General features: G+C 71.4%; 20 protein-coding genes. 10 read left to right on the forward strand and 10 right to left on the reverse strand.

From position 1 onward, the window contains the following. Positions 1-58: 58 nt before the first annotated feature. Positions 59-1,882 carry a glycosyl hydrolase family 18 protein gene (locus ACFZDC_RS13735; RefSeq protein WP_391323337.1) on the reverse strand — a complete coding sequence of 608 codons (1,824 nt, stop codon included), beginning with the start codon at positions 1,880-1,882 and terminating at the stop codon, positions 59-61. A gap of 272 nt (positions 1,883-2,154) precedes the next feature. Between ACFZDC_RS13735 and ACFZDC_RS13740 the strand changes: the two genes are divergently transcribed. From ACFZDC_RS13740 to ACFZDC_RS13755, 4 genes are read left to right on the forward strand one after another with little or no spacing between them, the layout of a single operon-like run. Continuing rightward, positions 2,155-2,940 carry a response regulator gene (locus ACFZDC_RS13740; RefSeq protein WP_391323339.1) on the forward strand — a complete coding sequence of 262 codons (786 nt, stop codon included), beginning with the start codon at positions 2,155-2,157 and terminating at the stop codon, positions 2,938-2,940. Beyond that, positions 2,937-4,400: an ATP-binding protein gene (locus tag ACFZDC_RS13745; protein ID WP_391323341.1), complete on the forward strand. Its 1,464-nt coding sequence runs from the start codon at positions 2,937-2,939 to the stop codon at positions 4,398-4,400. Before ACFZDC_RS13740 ends, ACFZDC_RS13745 begins: the two co-directional genes overlap by 4 nt. A gap of 54 nt (positions 4,401-4,454) precedes the next feature. Continuing rightward, positions 4,455-4,856 carry a hypothetical protein gene (locus ACFZDC_RS13750; protein WP_391323343.1) on the forward strand — a complete coding sequence of 134 codons (402 nt, stop codon included), beginning with the start codon at positions 4,455-4,457 and terminating at the stop codon, positions 4,854-4,856. Continuing rightward, entirely contained in the window at positions 4,856-5,062 is a 207-nt protein-coding gene (locus ACFZDC_RS13755; protein WP_391323345.1) for a hypothetical protein, read from the forward strand. The genes ACFZDC_RS13750 and ACFZDC_RS13755 overlap by 1 nt, the downstream gene beginning before the upstream one ends. Positions 5,063-5,077: 15 nt before the next feature. Here the strand turns inward: ACFZDC_RS13755 and ACFZDC_RS13760 are convergent, their stop codons facing one another. From ACFZDC_RS13760 to ACFZDC_RS13770, 3 genes are read right to left on the reverse strand one after another with little or no spacing between them, the layout of a single operon-like run. Then, a complete protein-coding gene (locus ACFZDC_RS13760; RefSeq protein ID WP_391323347.1) occupies positions 5,078-5,650 on the reverse strand; it encodes a cob(I)yrinic acid a,c-diamide adenosyltransferase in 573 nt (190 codons plus the stop codon). A gap of 13 nt (positions 5,651-5,663) precedes the next feature. Continuing rightward, positions 5,664-6,413 (reverse strand): ABC transporter permease, encoded by a 750-nt coding sequence (locus ACFZDC_RS13765; protein WP_391323349.1) that lies wholly within the window; start codon positions 6,411-6,413, stop codon positions 5,664-5,666. A 10-nt stretch (positions 6,414-6,423) separates the two neighbouring features. After that, complete coding sequence (locus ACFZDC_RS13770; RefSeq protein WP_391323351.1) at positions 6,424-7,209, reverse strand: ATP-binding cassette domain-containing protein; 786 nt, start codon at positions 7,207-7,209, stop codon at positions 6,424-6,426. Positions 7,210-7,288: 79 nt separating this feature from the next. On the opposite strand from ACFZDC_RS13770, the gene ACFZDC_RS13775 reads away from it, so the two are divergent. The 4 genes from ACFZDC_RS13775 to ACFZDC_RS13790 all read left to right on the forward strand — a co-directional run bounded on the left by ACFZDC_RS13775 (position 7,289) and on the right by ACFZDC_RS13790 (position 12,111). Continuing rightward, on the forward strand, positions 7,289-7,930 hold the full coding sequence (locus tag ACFZDC_RS13775) for a TetR family transcriptional regulator (protein ID WP_391323353.1): 642 nt from the start codon (positions 7,289-7,291) through the stop codon (positions 7,928-7,930). A 122-nt stretch (positions 7,931-8,052) separates the two neighbouring features. Further along, a complete protein-coding gene (locus tag ACFZDC_RS13780) occupies positions 8,053-8,901 on the forward strand; it encodes a 3-hydroxybutyryl-CoA dehydrogenase (protein WP_391323355.1) in 849 nt (282 codons plus the stop codon). Positions 8,902-9,067: 166 nt separating this feature from the next. Continuing rightward, positions 9,068-9,391, forward strand: coding sequence for an STAS domain-containing protein (locus ACFZDC_RS13785; RefSeq protein WP_031171888.1), 324 nt, complete (start codon positions 9,068-9,070; stop codon positions 9,389-9,391). Between the two features lie 266 nt (positions 9,392-9,657). Further along, positions 9,658-12,111, forward strand: a complete 2,454-nt coding sequence (locus ACFZDC_RS13790) for an ATP-binding protein (protein ID WP_391323357.1) — start codon at positions 9,658-9,660, stop codon at positions 12,109-12,111. Positions 12,112-12,183: 72 nt separating this feature from the next. Here ACFZDC_RS13790 and nucS read toward each other — a convergent pair whose 3' ends face one another. Next, complete coding sequence (gene nucS / locus ACFZDC_RS13795; RefSeq protein WP_391323359.1) at positions 12,184-12,855, reverse strand: endonuclease NucS; 672 nt, start codon at positions 12,853-12,855, stop codon at positions 12,184-12,186. 298 nt (positions 12,856-13,153) lie between these two features. Between nucS and ACFZDC_RS13800 the strand changes: the two genes are divergently transcribed. Beyond that, positions 13,154-13,546 (forward strand): SCO5389 family protein, encoded by a 393-nt coding sequence (locus ACFZDC_RS13800; RefSeq protein ID WP_391323361.1) that lies wholly within the window; start codon positions 13,154-13,156, stop codon positions 13,544-13,546. Positions 13,547-13,684: 138 nt separating this feature from the next. Here ACFZDC_RS13800 and ACFZDC_RS13805 read toward each other — a convergent pair whose 3' ends face one another. Beyond that, positions 13,685-14,713, reverse strand: coding sequence for an LLM class flavin-dependent oxidoreductase (locus ACFZDC_RS13805; RefSeq protein WP_391323363.1), 1,029 nt, complete (start codon positions 14,711-14,713; stop codon positions 13,685-13,687). 221 nt (positions 14,714-14,934) lie between these two features. On the opposite strand from ACFZDC_RS13805, the gene ACFZDC_RS13810 reads away from it, so the two are divergent. Then, positions 14,935-15,267 (forward strand): ATP/GTP-binding protein, encoded by a 333-nt coding sequence (locus ACFZDC_RS13810; protein WP_391323365.1) that lies wholly within the window; start codon positions 14,935-14,937, stop codon positions 15,265-15,267. Position 15,268: 1 nt separating this feature from the next. Here ACFZDC_RS13810 and ACFZDC_RS13815 read toward each other — a convergent pair whose 3' ends face one another. From ACFZDC_RS13815 to ACFZDC_RS13830, 4 genes are all read right to left on the reverse strand, one after another. Continuing rightward, the gene (locus ACFZDC_RS13815) at positions 15,269-16,144 is read right to left on the reverse strand and encodes an ABC transporter permease subunit (protein WP_391323367.1); all 876 of its coding nucleotides are present in this window, start codon (positions 16,142-16,144) and stop codon (positions 15,269-15,271) included. Beyond that, positions 16,141-17,439 carry an ATP-binding cassette domain-containing protein gene (locus ACFZDC_RS13820; RefSeq protein ID WP_391323369.1) on the reverse strand — a complete coding sequence of 433 codons (1,299 nt, stop codon included), beginning with the start codon at positions 17,437-17,439 and terminating at the stop codon, positions 16,141-16,143. The genes ACFZDC_RS13815 and ACFZDC_RS13820 overlap by 4 nt, the downstream gene beginning before the upstream one ends. Positions 17,440-17,570: 131 nt before the next feature. Beyond that, positions 17,571-18,344: an ABC transporter permease gene (locus ACFZDC_RS13825; RefSeq protein WP_391323371.1), complete on the reverse strand. Its 774-nt coding sequence runs from the start codon at positions 18,342-18,344 to the stop codon at positions 17,571-17,573. A gap of 4 nt (positions 18,345-18,348) precedes the next feature. Next, positions 18,349-19,302, reverse strand: coding sequence for an ATP-binding cassette domain-containing protein (locus ACFZDC_RS13830; protein WP_391323373.1), 954 nt, complete (start codon positions 19,300-19,302; stop codon positions 18,349-18,351). Positions 19,303-19,317: the final 15 nt, after the last annotated feature.

Genomic DNA, 19,317 nt, shown 5'->3' on the forward strand with positions numbered 1-19,317 from the left:
CGGAGGTCCACCCGCGGCGCTCTCGTGCGGCGGAACGTGATCGTGCGGCGGAACGTGATCAGCTCAGTCCGCTGTTGATGGCGCTCACCAGCTCACCGTTGCCGGTGTCACCGCTGAACTCCCAGAAGAACGCACCGCCCAGGCCCTGGTTCTTGGCCCACGCCATCTTGGTGGCGATGGTGGCGGGGGTGTCGTACGACCACCAGTTGCTGCCGCAGTGCGCGTAGGCCGTGCCCGCGACGGTGCCGGTGGCCGGGCAGGACGTCTTGAGGACCTTGTAGTCCTCGATGCCCTGCTCGTAGGTGCCCGCCGCCGGGCCCGTGGCGGTGCCGCCCGGGGCGTCCTGGGTGACGCCGGTCCAGCCGCGGCCGTAGAAGCCGATGCCGATGAGCAGCTTGCTCGCGGGGACGCCGATCGCCTTGTACTTGGCCATCGCGTCGGAGGTGGTGTAGCCCGCCTTCGGGATGCCGGAGTACGAGGTGAGCGGGGAGTGCGGGGCGGTCGGGCCCTGTGCGTCCCAGGCGCCGAAGAAGTCGTACGTCATCACGTTGTACCAGTCGACGGACCGGGCGGCGCCCGCGTAGTCCGCGGCCTCGATCTTGCCGCCGGAGGAGCCGTCTGCCGTCACCGCGGCCGTGACCAGGGCACTGGAGCCGAACTTGGCGCGCAGTGCGGCCAGCACGTTCTTGAAGGCGGCCGCCCCGCTGGTGTCACAGCTCAGCCCGCAGGCGTTCGGGTACTCCCAGTCGATGTCGATGCCGTCGAAGACGTCGGCCCAGCGGGGGTCCTTCACCAGGTTGTAGCAGGACTGCGCGAAGGCGGTCGGATTGGCCGCGGCCTGGGCGAAGCCGCCGGACCAGGTCCAGCCGCCGAAGGACCACAGCACCTTGATGTTCGGGTACTTCGCCTTCAGCTCGCGCAGCTGGTTGAAGTTGCCGCGCAGCGGCTGGTCCCAGGTGTCGGCGACACCGCTCACCGACTGGTCGGCGGTGAAGGCCTTGTCGTAGTCGGCGTAGGAGTCGCCGATGGCGCACTGGCCGTTGGTGACGTTGCCGAAGGCGTAGTTGATGTGGGTGATCTTCGCGGCCGAGCCGGACGTCACCAGGTTCTTGACGTTGTAGTTGCGGCCGTAGATGCCCCACTCGGTGAAGTAGCCGAGCTTGACCTTGTTGCCGGTGGGCGGGGGAGTGGTGCCGCCGCCGGTGGTGTGGACGGCGACCGCTGCGCTGACCGGTCCTGTCTGGTCGGCGGTGTCACGGGCCCGCACGGTGTAGGAGTAGTCGGTGCCGGCGCTCAGGCCGGTGTCCGTGTACGACGTCGTCGTCACGGTGCCGACGACCTTGCCGGCGCGCAGGACGTCGTAGTTCTTCACGCCCTTGTCGTCGGTGGCCGCGCTCCAGGAGAGCTTCACCGAGGTGTCGGTGATGCCGGAGGCGGTCGGGGTGCCGGGCGCGGAGGGCGCCGCGTCGCCGGGGACCGTCGTACCGTCGCAACTGTCGCCGTTCAGCTTGCAGTTGGACGGGGAGCCGGGGCCGGCGCCGTTGAAGCCGAAGGAGACGGAGGCGCCGGGGGCGAGGGTGCCGTTGTAGGACTTGTTCTTGGCGGTCCAGTGAGTGCCGGAGTTCGTCACGTCCGCGTCCCACGCGGAGGTGACGGACGTACCGGAAGGGAAGTCCCACTCGACGGTCCAGGAACTGAGGCTGCTGGTACCGGTGTTCTTGATGGTCCACTGACCGCCGAAGCCGGTTCCCCAGTCGCTGGTCTTGGTGAAGCCGGCCGTCGCGTTCGTAGCGGCCTGGGCGGGGCTCGCGAGACCGACCAGGCCGGCCAGGGGGAGCAGCAGGGTCGCGAACCCTGCCGCGGCTCTGTGTCTGAAGCGCATGCTGCGCCTCCCTCTTTATTGGGGGTGTCAGGGGCATGACTGAGCCTTCACGCACACGGTGCCGCGAGAATAGAAAGGTCTGGACCACAGGTCAATAGGTCTGGACCACTTCCCCGTCCGGCCGACTTGATCCTCAACTCCTGCGCCGGCGCGGCCGCTTGGGCACCTGCGCACCGCGGGCTCGGCCCGCACAGGGCTGACGTGCTACTTGTCGGTGTCCTCGGTCCTTCACGGCCGCCCCGCGTACCCTGACCCGACGACGAGGAGGGTGCATGAGTGACACGGTGGGCCCCGGCGCGGTCTTGGTCGTCGACGACGATTCGGCGATCCGGCGCTCGCTCGAGCGGGGCCTCAGGCTGAGCGGCTTCGCAGTGCGGACCGCCGCCGACGGGCCCGAGGCCCTGGCGGCGGTACGGGACGCGCCGCCCGACGTGCTCGTGCTCGATGTGTCGATGCCCGGCATGAGCGGCATCGAGGTGTGCACCCGGCTCCGCGAGGAGGGCCGGGACCTGCCCGTCCTCATGCTCTCCGCACTGGACGAGACCGCCGACCGGATCGCCGGGCTCCAGGCGGGCGGCGACGACTATCTGGTCAAGCCCTTCGCCCTGCAGGAACTGGTGCTGCGGCTGCGGGCCCTGCTGCGCCGCCGGCCGCCGACGGGCCGCGCGGTGCTGCGGGTGTCCGATCTGGTGATCGACCCGGCCGCCCGCACCGCCGAGCGGGCCGGCCGGCCTCTCGACCTGACCCGGCGTGAGTTCGAACTCCTGGAGGTGCTCGCCCGCAACGCGGGGCTGGTCCTCACCCGTGACCAGCTGCTGGAACGGGTGTGGGGCTACGACTTCGACGTGCGCACCGACGCCGTCGACACCTTCGTCAGCTATCTGCGGCGCAAGCTGGAGGCGGACGGGCGCGACCGGTTGATCCACACCGTGCGCGGCGTCGGCTTCGTCCTCCGGGAGCCGCGGGAGATGCGGGGGAGGGGGGAGCCGCGGGAGTCGCGGAGGCGGCGGGAGTCGCGGGACGAGGGGGATATAAGAGATGGGAGAGACGCGCCATGAGACTCTCCACCCGCATTGGCCTCGCCGTCGGCTGCACCGTCCCGCTGCTGGTGCTGGCCGCCGGCTGGCTGCTGCTGCAGCTGGTGGCCCGCGACCTGCACCGCGCCGAGGACCAGCACCTGCGGCAGCGCGCCGTGGCCGTCGCCCCCGACGCCCGGGCGCTGCTGCGGGCCACGGCGAACGGCCGCCCCAAGGCGGCGGACACCCGGGAGCGGCAGCTGTTCAGCGCGGCCCTCGACGTCGGCGTACGTGTCGTCGCACCGGGCGCGACCTTCAGCGGCGGCCCCCAGCCCGGTCCCTCGGTGACCCTGCCCGAGCGAACCACCGGACCCGTCACCGTCCGCGGCGGCGGGCGCGGCTGGCGGGCCCTGGCCCGCCCCGTCCGGGGCGGCACCGTCTCCGGCACGCTGTGGGTCTTCTCGCCCGACACCGCCGACCGCACCCAACTCCGCCTCGTCCGGCGCCGGGTGATCCTCACCGCGCTGCTGGCCGCGCCCCTGTCGGGCCTGCTCGCCTGGGGCCTGGCCGCCGGCACGAGCGCGCCGCTGCGCCGCCTCACCCGCCGTACCGCCGGCCTCGACCCGCGCACCAGCACGGCCCGGCTCCCCGAGGAACGGACCGGGGTGCGTGAGGTGGACGAGCTCGCCGCCACGGTCCGCACCGTCCTCGTCCGCTACGACGAACAGGCCGCACGCACCGCCCAGGCCCTGGACACCGCCCGCTCCTTCTCCTCGGCGGCCGCGCACGAACTGCGCACCCCGCTGATGAGCATGGGCACCAACCTCGACATCCTCGCCGATCACCCCGGCCTGCCCGACCCGGACCGCGCCGAGGTCCTGGCCGACCTGCGCCGCGAACACGCCCGGCTGCTCGGCCTGCTGGTGATGCTGCGGGAGCTCGGGCGCGGCGACCTGGTGGAGGCCGAGGCCTTCCGCGGCGTCGATCTGTCCGACCTCGCCGACGCGGCAGTGGCCGAGGCCCGGCGCCGGGCCCCGGACGCCGCGATCACCCTGGAGGCGGCGCCCGGGCTCACCGTGCACGGCTGGGAGGCGGGCCTGCGGCTGCTGCTCGACAACCTGCTCGCCAACGCCCTGGCCCATGGACGGGATCCGCGGGGCCGGGTCCGGGTGGCGGTCGGGGCGCGGGCCGAGGGGGACCGGATCGTGGTCACCGTGGCCGACCGGGGACCCGGCGTGCCGCCCGCCGCCCGCGAGCGGATCTTCGAGCGGTTCCAGCGGGGGCCCGGCAGCGACGGCTCCGGGCTCGGCCTCACGCTGGTCGCCCAGCAGGCCGCGCTGCACCGGGGGAGCGTCACCGTGACCGACGTGCCGCAGGGCACCGGGGCCTGTTTCGAGGTACGGCTGCCGTCGGGCGGCGGGATCCTGCCCGAACGACGGGACTGGCTGATCGGAACAGCCGGGGCGAACCGGTCACAGAGTTTTCCCAAAGACCGTTCCTAACCTCGCCGCACCGGACGGGCGACCGCCCCGTCCGGCAAGGGAACGGAGAGACGGATGAACGCACGACGACGTACGCGCACGCTGCTTGCCGGTATCGCCGCGGCGGCCGCACTGGCGGGCACCACCGGCGTGGCCGCGGCCGACAGCACCCCCGGGCCCGGCCCCACCGGTGACGGGGCGCACAGGCTCTGCAAGCGGGTGCCCAAGCTCGACCGCCGGATCGAGCGGGCCCTGAAGCGGCTGGACGCGGGGGCCGGTACCCGCGGCTCGGTCGCCCGCTTGCAGCAGCGCGTGGACAACGCGAAGAAGGCGGGCCACACCGAGATCGCCACCTACCTCCAGGACCGGCTGGACTTCCGTAAGTCGCTGGTGACGAACCTGAAGCAGCGCCAGAAGGATCTGAACGACGTCACCACCTGGTGCCAGGACAACGGTGGCGGGAAGGCGGCGGGCTGATGCGGGCGCGGCGGGCGGCGCTGTCGGCGGTGGCCCTGCTCGTGGCGCTCGGCGCGGGCTGCGCGCCCCACGGTGACGCGTCCCCGCGGCCGCCTTCCGGCTCCGGCACGCCCTCCGGATACGCGGAGATGCAGAAGAAGGTGAACGCGGCGCAATCCGCAGCCGCGGCGGCCGACCGCGACGCGGCCGGTGACGCGGACCGGTGACGCGGCGTGGAGTGCTCAGCGCTCCCCGCCCGGCACCCACAGCACGTCCCCGGTCTCCTTGTTCGCGATCCTCGCCAGGATGAACAGCAGGTCGGAGAGTCGGTTGAGGTAGGTCGCGGTGAGCGGGTTCATGTGCTCGCCGTGCTCTTCCAGGGCGGCCCAGGTGGAGCGCTCGGCCCGGCGGACGACCGTGCACGCCTGGTGCAGCAGGGCGGCGCCGGGCGTGCCGCCGGGCAGGATGAAGGAGCGCAGCTTCTCCAGCCGCTCGTTGAAGCGGTCGCAGTCCGCCTCCAGCCGGTCGACGTAGAACTGCTCGACCCGCAGCGGAGGGAACTCCGGGTTCTCCACCACGGGCGTCGACAGGTCCGCGCCCACGTCGAACAGATCGTTCTGGACGCGGGTGAGGACCTTGACGACCTCCTCGTCCAGGCCGCCCAGCGCGATCGCGGTACCGATCACCGCGTTGGCCTCGTTGGCGTCGGCGTACGCCGAGATCCTGAGATCGGTCTTGGCGACCCGGCTCATGTCCCCGAGGGCGGTGGTGCCCTGGTCGCCGGTCCTGGTGTAGATGCGCGTCAGATTGACCATAGAGCCAGCGTAGTTACGCCCCGGCCGTCCGGAACACGCGTGTGCCCACTGTCACGGCGAGTCCCGCGAAGCCGACCGACACGAGGGCGCCGTACAGCATGTGCGCGCTCGTGTACTGGCCCACGTACGCGTCGCGCACCGCGTCCACCAGATAGCGGAAGGGGACGAGGTGCGAGAGCAGGTCCAGCCAGGCGGGCGCGAGGGTCATCGGGAGCATCAGGCCGGACAGCAGCATCGACGGCATGGACAGCGCGTTGATCAGCGGCCCGAACTCCTGCGGGGTGCGGACCCGCATCGCCATCGCGTAGGACAGCGAGGCCAGGGAGAGGGTGAGCAGGGCCACGAACGCGAAGCCGATGAGGATGCCCGGCAGGGGTGCGCGCAGGCCCATCACCACTGCGGCCAGCACCAGGAGCACCGCTTGGAACACGAGGACGGTGGCGTCCCGCAGCACCCGGCCGAGCAGAAGGGCGAGGCGGCTGACCGGGGTCACACGCATCCGCTCCACCACTCCCTGGGCGTTCTCCATGATGATCGTGAAACCCGCGAACAGGGCGCCGAACAACCCGAGTTGGAGCAGCAGGCCGGGGACGAGCATCTGCCAGGAGCTGCCCTCCCCGCCCAGCGGCAGGTCGGTGAGCAGCGGGCCGAAGAAGAGGAGATAGAGCAGCGGCGTCAGCACGCCGAAGAGCAGGGCGAAGCGGGAGCGCAGGGACTGGCGGAGATAGCGGCCGTAGATGAGCGCGGTGTCGTGGAGAAGCATCGGTTCGGTCCTATACGGCTACGGGGGCGACGTCCGCCGGGGCGGGGCCGCGGCCGGTGATGGCGAGGAAGGTGTCCTGGAGGGTGGCGTCGATCGAACCGCCGTGCGCCAGCTTCAGCGCGCTCGGCGTGCCCTCGGCCGCGACGACTCCCCGGTCGACCACGACCAGCCGGTCGGCGAGGGTTTCGGCTTCGTCCAGGTAGTGGGTGGTCAGGAAGACGGTCGTGCCGTACTCGTCGCGCAGCCGGCGGACCAGATCCCACAGGTCGGCGCGGCTGCCGGGGTCGAGGCCGGTCGTTGGCTCGTCCAGGAACAGCACCTTTGGGCGGTGGGTGAGCGCCATCGCGATGTCCAGGCGCCGGCGCTGGCCGCCGGAGAGCGCGGCCGCCTTCCGGTCGAGCAGGTCGGTCAGGTCCAGGTCCCGGGCGAGTTCCGCGGTGCGCTCGACCGCCTCGGCCTTCGGCAGGCGGTACATCCGGCCCTGGGTGACCAGCTCCTCCCGCACGGTGATCTGCGGGTCGACGCCACCGGACTGGGCGACGTACCCGCAGGCCCTGCGCACCCCGACGGGGTCGCTCGCCAGGTCGTGCCCGGCGATGGCCGCCGCGCCGCCGGTGGGCCTCAGCAGGGTGGTGAGCATCCGCAGGGTGGTCGTCTTGCCGGCGCCGTTGGGGCCGAGGAAGCCGAGGATCTCGCCCTCGCGGACGGTGAGGTCGATGCACCGTACGGCCTCCACGGGACCTGATGTCGTCTGGAAGGTGCGGGCCAGGCCGACCGCGCTGATGACTGCTGCCATGCCTCCAGAAAAACAGAGACACTTAAATTTTACAATGCCCCCAACTTTCCAGCGGCCCCAGCGAAGCTAGGATGCGGACATGGCTGAGGGGCTGAGGGAGCGGAAGAAACGGCAGACGCGGCAGTACATCTCGGACGTCGCCACGGGGATGTTCGTCGAGCGCGGGTTCGACGCGGTCACGGTCGCGGAGATCGCCGACGCCGCCGACGTCTCCGTGAACACCGTCTACAACTACTTCCCCGCCAAGGAGGACCTCTTCTTCGACCGCTCCGCCGGCCTGGTCGACCGGCTGGCGCGCTGGGTGCGAGGCCGCCCCGACGGCGAGTCCGCCGCCGCCGCGGTCCTGCGCGAGCTGCGCGAGGAGGTCGAGGCGGTCTCGCCCCGGGTCGGCCTGATCCCCGGGTACGCGAGCTTCGTGCGGGTCATCGAGGAGGCCCCCGCCCTGCGCTCCCGGCTCTGGGCCATCGCCCAGGAGGTGCAGGGCAACCTGGAGAAGGCGCTGCGCGAGGAGACCGGCGCGGCCGACGGCGACGAACTGCCGAACCTGATGGCGGGTCAGATCGCCTGGGTGCACGGATCGGTCATGGCAGTCATCTCACGCGAGATGGTCAAAGGTCGCGAACCACGCGAAGTGTCACGAGAGGTGTTGATCCTCCTCGATGACATCGAGGACCTGTTGAGTGAAAAGGTCCTCAACTACGCCGTCCGTGGCGCGTCCTGACCCCTCCCGGTGTGATGTCCGTCAATTGAGACGTGACGCGCATTACTTACCGGTCACACAGCCGCTCCGGAGCGCTATGGTCCGCCGAAGAGGCAGACGTCACCAGCGTTCAAGGAGTCGGAGTGGCACGGAAGCTCGCCGTCATCGGGGCCGGTCTCATGGGGTCCGGCATCGCCCAGGTCGCCGCGCAGGCGGGCTGGGACGTCGTTCTGCGCGACGTCACCGACGAGGCACTCAAGCGTGGCACCGACGGCATCAAGGCCTCGTACGACAAGTTCGTCGGCAAGGGCAAGCTGGAGGCGCACGACGCCGACACCGCCCTCGGCCGCATCACCGCGACCACCGACCTGGACGCCGCCGCCGACGCCGACATCGTCGTGGAGGCCGTCTTCGAGAAGCTGGAGGTCAAGCACGAGATCTTCCGTGCGCTCGACAAGATCGTACGCGAGGACACCGTGCTCGCCTCCAACACCTCCGCCATCCCGATCACCAAGATCGCGGCGGCCACCGAGCGTCCCGAGCGGGTCGTCGGTGTGCACTTCTTCTCGCCGGTGCCGATGATGCAGCTCGTCGAGCTCGTCCGCGGCTACAAGACCAGCGACGAAACCCTCGCCACCGCACGGGAGTTCGCCGAGTCCGTCGGCAAGACCTGCATCGTCGTCAACCGGGATGTCGCAGGGTTCGTGACGACCCGGCTCATCTCCGCCCTCGTCGTCGAGGCGACCAAACTCTACGAGTCGGGCGTCGCGACCGCCGAGGACATCGACCTCGCCTGCAAGCTGGGCTTCGGTCACGCGATGGGCCCGCTGGCCACCGCGGACCTGACCGGCGTGGACATCCTCCTGCACGCCACCGGCAACATCTACACCGAGTCCCAGGACGAGAAGTTCGCCCCGCCGGAGCTGATGCGCCGGATGGTGGACGCCGGTGACATCGGGCGCAAGAGCGGGCAAGGCTTCTACAAGTACTGACCCGTACACGACCGGACGCACCACCCCGGGAGTATCACTCCCGGGGGTGAATTCGGTATCGGTTCGCTTACAAACAGCAACCGCTCTGCCACTCAGGCAGTCAGACGTTGCAACAACATGAGCACCGTCACGGAGTACGCCACACCGCACTCAACGGGGAGCGCATATGTACATCAGGGGCGACCACGCCGAGCTGGTCGTCGGGGGCCGCCTCGACGTCCGCAGCGCGGCGGACGCCCGTACGGCCCTGCACTCGGCCGTCGACGACGGCGTCGGCGACCTGGTGCTCGACCTGTCCGAACTGGACTCCTGGGACGCCACCGGACTCGGGGTGATCATGGGTGCCCACCGGCGGGCCGGCCGCTGCGGTCGCCGCCTGGTGTTGCGCGGTGTTCCGCCGCAGATGCAGCGCCTGCTGGTCGCCACCCGGCTGCACCGCATCCTCGCCATCGAGGGCGGCATCGGGGTCGAGTCGCTGCCCCGGGTGTAAGGCGACGACCGGGTGTGAACCGGGCGACGGGGGAGACCCGGACGCAGCCGCCGAACCGCACGTCGAGGGCAATCCTCACCGGACTGTGATGTCTCGGGCCGCGCGGCACCCCGCCCTGTCGTAGATACTGTGCGAAGGTTTAGGGTTCGGTCGCCCGCAGCCTCATGAACCCTCGAGCGGGCCCGGACCAGAAGCGACAGCGCGGTGTGCAACAGGCCGGGAGGGGCCGCTAATAGGGCACACAACGCTTTTGGGGGCTTGAACCTATGGACCCGATCACTCCGGGACCCGAGGAGCGCGGCCAGGCTCAGGGCCGCCGCCCGCCCCGGGAATCCCTCACCTCCGACTTCGGCCAGAGCACGCCCGCGCTCGCCCGCACGGCGCAGCTCGTCTCCGGCGACTTCCTGCTGACCGTCAACCCCGTCGACGGCAGCGAGATAGAACCCTGCCCGCCGCACGAACGGCCCGGACGGCCCCGCAGGCGCACCACCGCCGAGCGCACCGGGACGGAGCGCGCCGCCCGGCCTCCCGTGCCGCCGGGCCCGGCGCAGCCCGCACTCGCCCTCCTGGAACGCCAGGACGAGCGCGAGCGCCTGGTCCGCCTCCTCGCCCGCGGCCGCTCCGTGCGCCTCACCGGCCCCGGCGGCTCCGGCCGCACCGCCCTGCTCGACCTGGTCGCCGAGGACTGCCTGGACCTCGCCCCCGACGGCGTCGTCCGGCTCACCGGCTTCCGCCGCACGGCCACCGATCTCCTGTACGACCTCTTCCACGCCGTCCACGACGCCCCCCGGTACCGGCCGGAACGGGAGCAACTGCTCGAACTGGTCCGTGAGATCGGCGCGGTCGTCGTCGTGGACGACCTGGAGTTCGGCGGCGCCGCCCTCGGCGAGCTGCTCGACTCCACCCCCGAGTGCGCCTTCCTGCTCGGTGCCACCCCGGACGTCCCCGCCCCCTCCGCCGACTCCGAGGTCGAGGAGGTGCTCCTCGGCGGCCTCGACCGCGCGGCCGGCGTGGAGATCCTGGAGCGGGCCGTCGGCCGCGTGCTCACCGAGGAGGAGGCCAACTGGGCCGGTGACCTGTGGTTCGAGTCCGAGGGGTTGCCCCTGCGGTTCGTCCAGGCCGGCGCCCTGCTGCGGCAGCGCGAGCAATTGCGCGCCAGCAACGGGGCCGTGGACGAGTACGGCGTCTTCGAGGACGTACGGTCACCCGTCGACCCGGTGCTCGACGCCGCCGAGGGCGAGCAGGTGCCCCTGCCCTCCCTCGCTGAGGCGGCCGCGCCCGCCCCCCTGCTCGCCTCCCGGCTCAGCACCTCCGCCCGCGCCACCCTGCGCTTCGCCGTCGCCCTCGGCGGCGAGGTGCCGCACCAGGCGCATCTGCCCGCGCTGGTCGGCGACACCCACGCGGACGCCGCGCTCGGCGAACTCGCCGGCTGCGGACTGGTCTCCCCGGTCGGCTCCCGCTACCGTCTCGCGGCCGGTGTGCAGACGCAGCTGGAGGCCGCCGGTTACGACGCCGACGCCCTGGCCCAGGGCCTCACCGCGGCCGAGCACTACGCCTGGTGGGCCGGACACCCCTCGGTCACCCCCGAGCGGGTGTGCGCCGAGGCCGACGCGGTCCTCGCCGCGCTCGCCGCCGTGGTGCCGTCCCCGGTGCCGCCCGCCGACGGCGAGGAGAGCGTCGCGGTACGGCTCGCCCGTACGGCCGCGCCCGCCTTTGCCGCCGGGCTGCACTGGAGCGCCTGGGAACGCGCGCTGCGGGCCGGCGCCGAGGCTTCCCAGCTGTCCGGTGACGTCCCCGAACAGGCCTACTTCCACCACGAGTTGGGCATCCTCGCGCTCTGCGGCGGACGGCTCGACCGGGCGCGTGCCGAGCTGGAGGCCTCGGGCGGCCTGCGCGGGGCGCTCGCCGACAAGCGGGGCACCGTGGCCGGGCGGCGCGCCCTGGCGCTGGTCGCCGACCTGGCGGGCGAGGTGCCCGGGGTGACGGCGATGGCGGGCGAGGAGGTGCCGGACGCACGGCACGAGGAGTCCGCGTCGCCTCCGGGCGGCGTACCGGCGGCCTACTTGCCCTACGGCCCCGCCGGCGACCCCCTGGTCACGCATCGGCCCTCCGCTGCCGCGCCCGCGGGCGGCATCCGCCGGCTGGCCCGCCGCAACCTGGTGGCGGCCGGCTCCGGCGCCCTGCTCGCGGTGGTACTCGGCACCATCGTGACCCTCGGCATGACGTCCAACGAGAACGGGGACCGGAACCCGGCCGGCAAGGTCGACGTCAACCCGTCGGCGAGCCAGGGCCTGGACGACGGCAGTCTGGGCGCGGACCCGAAGAAGGACACCGGCGCCGGCGGCAGCACGGCCACTCCCACCAGCAGCCCGACCGACCCGGGCCCCGACGGCACGTACGGCACCTCGGACGACCCGACCCCACCGGCGCACACCACCGGCCCTTCCGCCCATCCGAGCGGCACGAAGGGATCGGGGGGCGGGGGTGCCACTCCGAAGCCGTCCGGGACCAGGAAGAAGCCGAGTTCACCGACGCCGACGAGGTCGACTCCGTCGAGTCCGCCGAGCAGTCCCTCGCCCAGCCCCGACCCGTCGGGTTCCGCGTCTCCCTCCGCCAGCACGTCGTCGTCCCCGGCCACGTCCACCTCGGCCAGCGGCCCGGCGGCAGCGAGCAGCTCGGCGAGCGCACCGGGCAGCGGCGGCCCGGGTTCCGTGATGTGACCCTTCCCGGCTCGACGGACGAGCGCCGGTGCCCCGCGGGGCACCGGCGCTCGTCCGTACACGGAAAGCCGTTCAGAACAGCCGCAGCTTGTCGTCCTCGATGCCCCGGAGGGCGTTGTAGTCCAGGACTTGGCAGTTGATGCCCCGGTCCGTGGCGAGGACCCGGGCCTGGGGCTTGATCTCCTGGGCGGCGAAGACGCCGCGGACGGGGGCGAGATGCGGGTCGCGGTTCAACAGCTCGAGGTAGCGCGTGAGTTGCTCCACGCCGTCGATCTCACCGCGCCGCTTGATCTCCACCGCGACCGTCTGCCCGTCCGCGTCCCGGCACAGGATGTCCACCGGACCGATCGCGGTCATGTACTCGCGGCGGATCAGGGTGTAGCCCTTGCCCAGCGTCTCGATGCGGTCGGCGAGCAGCTCCTGCAGGTGCGCCTCCACGCCGTCCTTGATCAGACCCGGGTCCACGCCCAGTTCGTGTGAGGAGTCGTGGAGGATTTCCTCCATCGTGATGATCAGTTTCTCGCCCGTCTTGTTGACGACGGTCCACACCCCCTCGTCCTCGCCCGCGCCCTCCTTGAGCGTGCAGGGCGGCGACATCCAGTTGAGGGGCTTGTAGGCCCGGTCGTCCGCGTGGATGGAGACGCTGCCGTCCGCCTTGACCAGGATCAGGCGGGGCGCCGAGGGCAGGTGGGCGGTGAGCCGGCCGGCGTAGTCGACCGAGCATCGGGCAATCACGAGACGCATGGTCGGCAACGCTACTCGACAGCTGTGGGTGCACGCGATTCGCCCTCCTCCCGCCCGCCTCCGCCGTCCACCGCGACCCGGTGGGCCACCCTATTCATCCTGGAAACTCTTGTTCATCCCTGGCCGATTGTGCGCCTAAAGGGACCGTTCCATATACCCATTCTGCTGGTGTGGTCACCTACCGTTGCCTACCGTAGGGAACGGGAGGTCGCGACCTGTGTACTGAGCGTGTTCGATATCGCGAACTTCCCTATCTGTCCGGCAACCCCTGCTCGTCGGGGGTGCGAGAGGAGAACCCATGTCGCTCGACGTCTCACCGGCCCTACTGGAACAGGCCGAGCGAGGCGAGGTCGACGAAGCAGCATTCGTCGACTGCGTCCGGACCTCCCTGCCCTATGCGTGGGAGATGATCAGCTCCCTGGTGGCCCAGCTGAAGGTGGACGGCGGACCCTTCGCCGACAACCAGACGCCCCCGCCGGACGAGCAGGCACGCGGTCAGCTGCTGCGCGCGCTCGCGAGTGACGCCATACGCGGCGCGCTGCAGCGGCACTTCGGTGTGCGGCTGGCCTTCCAGAACTGCCACCGGGTGGCGGTGTTCCCGCTGGACGCCTCGGTCGACGAGACGTTGACCCGCTTCACCTCGGTGCGCAGCCAGTTGCTGAACCAGTCGCCGGAGTTTCGGGACTGCTGACGCGCGGCTCCCGGGCTGCTGACGCAGTGAGCCGCTTGCTTGCCGCTCCACCCCACGGGAGGTGCATTCGTACTGGGGCGGCAAGCCCCCCATGCCGCAGCGGCGACTGCCCCGTGCCTCAAGGGAGTCGGTGGCCGGTCACCGCAGCTGGGGCAGTACTTCGGCGCCGAGCCGCCGCAGGTTCTCCTCCGTCGCCGCGAGGTCGCCCGAGCCCTCGACGAGCAGGGCGAAGCGGGAGATGCCGGTGCGTTCGGACGTGGCCGCGAGCCGGTCGGCGGCGAGTCGCGGGGTGCCCACGGGGTGCAGCCCGCAGAGCAGTTCGGTGTAGGCGAGCGGATCGCGCATCGCGCGCGCCCGGCCGTCGACCGTGACATGGGCCTCCAGGCCCTGCTTGAGCCAGCCCGGCATCGCCTTCACCAGCGTCTCCACGGCGTCGGTGCGCCGGTCCGCGATCTGGCAGACGCCGGCCGAGACATGAGCCGCGCCCGCGATCTCCTCGGCCGGCCGTCCCGCGGCCCGCGCGAACTGCCGCCACAGGGCGACCATCTCGGCCTTTTCCTCGTCCCCGATGTGCATCCCGAGCAGCATCGGCAGCCCGCGCTCGGCGGCCAGCCGTACGCTCGCCGGCGAGGTGCAGGCGACGACGACCTCCGGTCCGGGAGTCTCCGTCAGTGCCTCCGAGGGGCGGGGCACGACGGGCACCTCGCGGAAGGAGAAGCGCTCACCCGACGCCGACACCGATGGGTCGCTCAGCCAGCGCACCAGCAGATCGAGTGATTCCGGGAAGCCCTGCTCGTACGCGGCGAGGCCCGCGCCGAACACCTCCAGGTCCACCCAGGGCCCGCCGCGGCCCACGCCCAGCGTGAACCGACCGCCGCTCGTCAGGTGCAGCAGCGCGGCCTGTTCCCCGAGGGCGACCGGGTGCGCGGTGGGCAGCACACTGACCGCCGTACCGACGCGGATGCGGTGGGTGCGGCCGAGCAGTAAGGCGGCCAGGGTGACCGCGGACGGACAGGTGCCGTACGGGACGAAGTGGTGCTCTGCCAGCCACACCGCGTCCAGACCGGCCTCCTCGGTGACCTCCGCCGAGCGGACCGCCCGGTACAGTGCCTCGCCCTGACCCTGACCCGGGAACTGTGCCGCCAGCACAAAACTACCTACGTGCATCGCATTTCCTGCTTCCTTGGCTCCGACCGGAGCTCCCCCACCGGGCATAACCGTCGGACACGTGCCGAGGACACGGCCTCGCGGCAAGATTGGCGGATTGTCTGCAGAATGCGCCGCCCCGCAGGGAGACTTGTGCGGGTTGGAGCGCTACGGGTACCCCCGTGGGCGCCGCGTACGCTGGAAGCAGCCCGTGCTTCCTGTATAGCCCCGAGAGGTGTCCCGTGTCCCCGCGTCGCAACCGACCCAAGGCAGCCGGATCGTCCGGGTGGAGTGCCGAGGACGACCGGACCGGCCGGTACGGCGGCTGGCAGTCCACAGAGAGCTGGCAGGGCGAGGAGTGGAGCGTGCGCCATGTCGCCGGGGCGAGCGCCGGGGGCAAGACCTACCGCTGCCCCGGCTGCGGCCAGCTGATCCCCTCCGGCGTCCCGCACGTGGTGGCCTGGCCGGAGCACGAGGGCGTCGACGACCGCCGCCACTGGCACAAGGCGTGCTGGAACGCGAAGGACCGCCGCACCACCCGGGTGCAGCGGTCCCGTAACGCGCCGAGGTTCTGAGCTACACGTCCCGGCTCTGCAGTAGCGCGTAGGCACCGGCGTACGCGGCAGCCGTCACGCCAAGCATGATCCACAGCGGGTCCCAGCCCGAGGGGCCGGACTGGCTCAGGGTGTTGTCGTAGAAGACACCCATCTGGCTCGGGATCGAGTACTCCAGCAGGGCCCGCTGCACCTTCTCCAGCGACTGCGCGTTCATGAACAGCGCGATCACCAGCGGGGCGAGCACCGCGCCGATCATGATCGTGATGGCGCCCGCCGAGTGCCGGATGATCGAGCCGACGAGCAGCGAGAGCAGTCCGAGCAGCGCGATGTAGAGGCTGATGCCGACCGTGGCCTTCAGCCATTCCCCGGTGGAGGGGCTGCGGCCGCCGTGGCCCGTCAGCATGGACGACTGCACCATCGCCACGAACGACACGGTGGCCAGCGTCACCACGAAGGCGATCACGAAGAACACGATCGCCTTGGCGGCCAGCACCCGGCCCCGGCTCGGGCACGCGGTCATCGTCGTACGGATCATGCCCGTGCCGTACTCGGACGCCGTGGTCAGCACGCCCAGCGTGATGATGCACATCATGCCGATCAGCAGGCCGAAGAAGCCGAGGGTCAGCGGGCTCTGGCCGCTCACGTCGCCGGAGCCGCGGACCGCGACACCGGCCAGCAGGCCGATGCCGACCACGAGCAGGACGAAGACGCCGAGCGTCCACATCGTCGAACGCACCGACTTGATCTTCGTCCACTCGGAGGCGAGCGCGTGCCCGAGGTGGGTGCGCACGACCGGGATCGGCGAGCTGTAGCCGGGGTACGGCCCGCCGGGCGCCGCCTGCCAGTCGGGCGCGGCGGCAGGTGCCTGCGGCATCGGGGGCTGGTGGGTGCTCATCGGGCGTCCTCGGGCTGGGTCTGGGTGGGGGTACCTCCCTGCTCGAGCGAAGTCGAGAGCTCGGGGGAGGCGGGGGTCGCGGGAGCGGACTGGGACGGTTCTGCGGCCGGGGCCGGGGGAGCGGCCACCGGTGACTGGCCCTGCGGGGCCCGGGCGTCCGGCGCCGCGTACGGGTTGGGGGCGCCGGCGCCGGGAGCGCCGTACACGCCCGCGGGCGCACCGCCGTACGGCCCGGAAGACGGCGTCGGCATCGCGAACGGCTGCCCGCCCTGCTGGGGCGGGGGCGGGGCGTACCAGCCCGGCTGACCCTGGCCCGGCACCGGCATGGGCGGCTGGGCACCGGGCGGCAGGGGCTGCTGCAGCCCCGCCCGCTGGTCGATGGTCGAGCGGTAGTCGACGGCGCCCTGCGTCATCCGCATGTACGCCTCCTCCAGCGAGGCCTGGTGCGGCGACAGCTCCCACAGCCGTACGCCCGCCTCGTGCGCGAGGTCGCTGATGCGGGGCAGCGCCAGGCCGGTCACGCGCAGCGCGCCGTCCTGCTCGGGCAGGACGTGGCCGCCCGCCTCGGTGAGCGCCGAGGACAGCTTCTCGCGCAACTGGGGCTCGGTGTCCGGGGTGCGGACGCGCGCGAAGTCGGCCGAGTTGGCCGAGATGAAGTCCTTCACGCTCATGTCGGCCAGCAGCTGTCCGCGTCCGATCACGATGAGGTGGTCGGCGGTCAGCGCCATCTCGCTCATCAGGTGCGAGGAGACGAAGACCGTACGGCCCTCGGCCGCGAGGGCCTTCATCAGGTTGCGCACCCAGAGGATGCCCTCGGGGTCGAGGCCGTTGACCGGCTCGTCGAACAGCAGCACCTGGGGGTCGCCGAGCAGCGCGGCGGCGATGCCGAGGCGCTGGCCCATGCCGAGCGAGAAGCCCTTGGAGCGCTTGCCGGCCACCTCCTGGAGTCCGACGACCCCGAGCACCTCGTCCACCCGGCGGGCCGGGATGCCGGACAGCTGGGCGAGGCTGAGGAGGTGGTTGCGGGCGGCCCGGCCGCCGTGCACCGCCTTGGCGTCGAGCAGCGCGCCGACCTGGCGGGGGGCGTTGGGCAGCTTGCGGTACGGGTAGCCGCCGATGGTCACCGTGCCGGACGTCGGGTTGTCCAGCCCGAGGATCATCCGCATGGTCGTGGACTTGCCCGAGCCGTTCGGCCCGAGGAAGCCGGTCACGGCCCCCGGTCGCACCTGGAAGGAAAGGTTGTACACGGCGGTCTTGTCGCCGTAGCGCTTGGTCAGGCCTACAGCCTCGATCATGCTCCGCACCCATCGAAAGGTTCAGGACAGCGGGGCACACGCCCCCGTAAGGGTTAGGAGGATATCCGGGCGCTGACGGTTCCGCTCAAGAGAAAGCAAAGCCAGAGCATCACCGAGCGTGCACGCACGGCTCACTGGGCGTCCCGGCGCTTGAGCAGGAGGTAGCCGCCCGCGACCGCCGCGACCACCCACAGCGCCATGATCCCGAGCCCGGCCCAGGGGCCGTAGGGCGTGTCGTCGCCGACCCTCGGCACCACCTGCATGATCCGGCTGCCGGCCTGGTCGGGCAGGAAGCGGCCGACCTTCTTCGTGGCGTCGACGTTGCCGAGGATGTTGGAGATCAGGAAGAAGAACGGCATCAGGATGCCGAGCGAGAGCATCGGCGAGCGCAGCATCACGGCGACGCCCATGGAGAACATCGCGATGAGGGTCATGTAAAGGCCGCCGCCGATGACCGCGCGCAGCACGCCGGGATCGCCGATCCGGGTCCCGAGGGAGCCGAGCATCGCCTGCCCGAGGAAGAAGGCGGCGAAGCTGGTGACCATGCCGACGACCAGCGCGAGCGCGGTGGCCACGGTGATCTTGCCGAACAGGAAGGTGCCGCGCTGCGGTACGGCGGCCAGCGAGACGCGGATCATGCCGGTGCTGTACTCGTTGGAGACGACGAGCACCCCGAACACGATCATGGCCAGCTGGCCGAGGGTCATCCCGGCGAAGCTGACGACCGTGGGGTCGAAGGAGAGCCGATCCGTCACGGGCAGGTCGTCGTACTGGCTCCGGGACAACGCGGAGATGAGCATCCCGAGGGCGAGGGTGACCACCACGGCCAGCGACAGCGTCCACACCGTGGACGCGACAGACCGGATCTTGGTCCACTCGGACCGGATGACCTGAACGGCCGCCATGACTTCAGGCCCCCTTCCATCCGGCGCCCCAGTCCTGCGGGACGGGAGCGGGTCCGGCGTGTGCGTGGTACTCCACCGACTCCGCCGTCAGCTGCATGAACGCCTCCTCCAGCGAGGCCTGCCGCGGGCTCAGCTCGTGCAGCACGATCCCGTGCCGCGCGGCCAGCTCCCCGATCCGCTCGGCCTTGCCGCCCTCCACCTCCAGCGCACCACTGCCCGCCTCCACCACGGTGACGCCGGCCTCGCGCAGCACGTCCAGGAGCCGCTCACACTGCGGGGACCGGATCCGGACATAACTGCGCGAGTTCTGCCGGATGAAGTCGGCCATGGAGGTGTCGGCGAGCAGCCGCCCCTGTCCGATGACCACCAGGTGATCGGCGGTCAGCGCCATCTCGCTCATCAGATGACTCGACACGAACACGGTCCGCCCCTGCGCGGCCAGCGACTTCATCAGGTTCCGGATCCAGTGGATGCCCTCGGGGTCGAGCCCGTTGACCGGCTCGTCGAACATCAGGATCCGTGGATCCCCGAGCAGCGCGACCGCGATCCCGAGCCGCTGGCCCATCCCGTACGAGAACCCCTTGGCCTTCTTCTTCGCCACGGCTGTGAGCCCCACGGTGTCGAGCACCTCGGCCACCCGCCGCTTCGGGATCCCGTTGCTCTGCGCGAGGCAGAGGAGGTGGTTGTAGGCGCTCCGCCCGCCGTGCACGGCCTTCGCGTCCAGCAGCGCCCCGACGTACGTGAGCGGATCCTTCAGCTGGGCGTAGTGTCTGCCATCGATCCGGACGTCACCGGCGGTGGGCCGGTCCAGCCCGAGGATCATCCGCATGGTCGTGGACTTCCCGGCCCCGTTCGGCCCCAGAAACCCCGTCACGATGCCCGGGCGCACGGTGAAGGTGAGGTGGTCCACCGCGACCTTCTCGCTGTACCGCTTGGTCAGCCCCTCGAGCTCGATCATGCGGCCACGCTAGAA

This window comes from Streptomyces sp. NPDC007905 (assembly GCF_042959345.1).
Classification (GTDB): Bacteria; Actinomycetota; Actinomycetes; order Streptomycetales; family Streptomycetaceae; genus Streptomyces.

Bases quoted from the DNA above. Each gene is read 5' to 3' on its own strand.
- ACFZDC_RS13735 (WP_391323337.1), bottom strand. From the start codon at position 1,882: ATGCGCTTCAGACACAGAGCCGCGGCAGGGTTCGCGACCCTGCTGCTC.
- ACFZDC_RS13740 (WP_391323339.1), top strand. From the start codon at position 2,155: ATGAGTGACACGGTGGGCCCCGGCGCGGTCTTGGTCGTCGACGACGAT.
- ACFZDC_RS13745 (WP_391323341.1), top strand. From the start codon at position 2,937: ATGAGACTCTCCACCCGCATTGGCCTCGCCGTCGGCTGCACCGTCCCG.
- ACFZDC_RS13750 (WP_391323343.1), top strand. From the start codon at position 4,455: ATGAACGCACGACGACGTACGCGCACGCTGCTTGCCGGTATCGCCGCG.
- ACFZDC_RS13755 (WP_391323345.1), top strand. From the start codon at position 4,856: ATGCGGGCGCGGCGGGCGGCGCTGTCGGCGGTGGCCCTGCTCGTGGCG.
- ACFZDC_RS13760 (WP_391323347.1), bottom strand. From the start codon at position 5,650: ATGGTCAATCTGACGCGCATCTACACCAGGACCGGCGACCAGGGCACC.
- ACFZDC_RS13765 (WP_391323349.1), bottom strand. From the start codon at position 6,413: ATGCTTCTCCACGACACCGCGCTCATCTACGGCCGCTATCTCCGCCAG.
- ACFZDC_RS13770 (WP_391323351.1), bottom strand. From the start codon at position 7,209: ATGGCAGCAGTCATCAGCGCGGTCGGCCTGGCCCGCACCTTCCAGACG.
- ACFZDC_RS13775 (WP_391323353.1), top strand. From the start codon at position 7,289: ATGGCTGAGGGGCTGAGGGAGCGGAAGAAACGGCAGACGCGGCAGTAC.
- ACFZDC_RS13785 (WP_031171888.1), top strand. From the start codon at position 9,068: ATGTACATCAGGGGCGACCACGCCGAGCTGGTCGTCGGGGGCCGCCTC.
- ACFZDC_RS13790 (WP_391323357.1), top strand. From the start codon at position 9,658: ATGGACCCGATCACTCCGGGACCCGAGGAGCGCGGCCAGGCTCAGGGC.
- nucS (WP_391323359.1), bottom strand. From the start codon at position 12,855: ATGCGTCTCGTGATTGCCCGATGCTCGGTCGACTACGCCGGCCGGCTC.
- ACFZDC_RS13800 (WP_391323361.1), top strand. From the start codon at position 13,154: ATGTCGCTCGACGTCTCACCGGCCCTACTGGAACAGGCCGAGCGAGGC.
- ACFZDC_RS13805 (WP_391323363.1), bottom strand. From the start codon at position 14,713: ATGCACGTAGGTAGTTTTGTGCTGGCGGCACAGTTCCCGGGTCAGGGT.
- ACFZDC_RS13815 (WP_391323367.1), bottom strand. From the start codon at position 16,144: ATGAGCACCCACCAGCCCCCGATGCCGCAGGCACCTGCCGCCGCGCCC.
- ACFZDC_RS13820 (WP_391323369.1), bottom strand. From the start codon at position 17,439: ATGATCGAGGCTGTAGGCCTGACCAAGCGCTACGGCGACAAGACCGCC.
- ACFZDC_RS13825 (WP_391323371.1), bottom strand. From the start codon at position 18,344: ATGGCGGCCGTTCAGGTCATCCGGTCCGAGTGGACCAAGATCCGGTCT.
- ACFZDC_RS13830 (WP_391323373.1), bottom strand. From the start codon at position 19,302: ATGATCGAGCTCGAGGGGCTGACCAAGCGGTACAGCGAGAAGGTCGCG.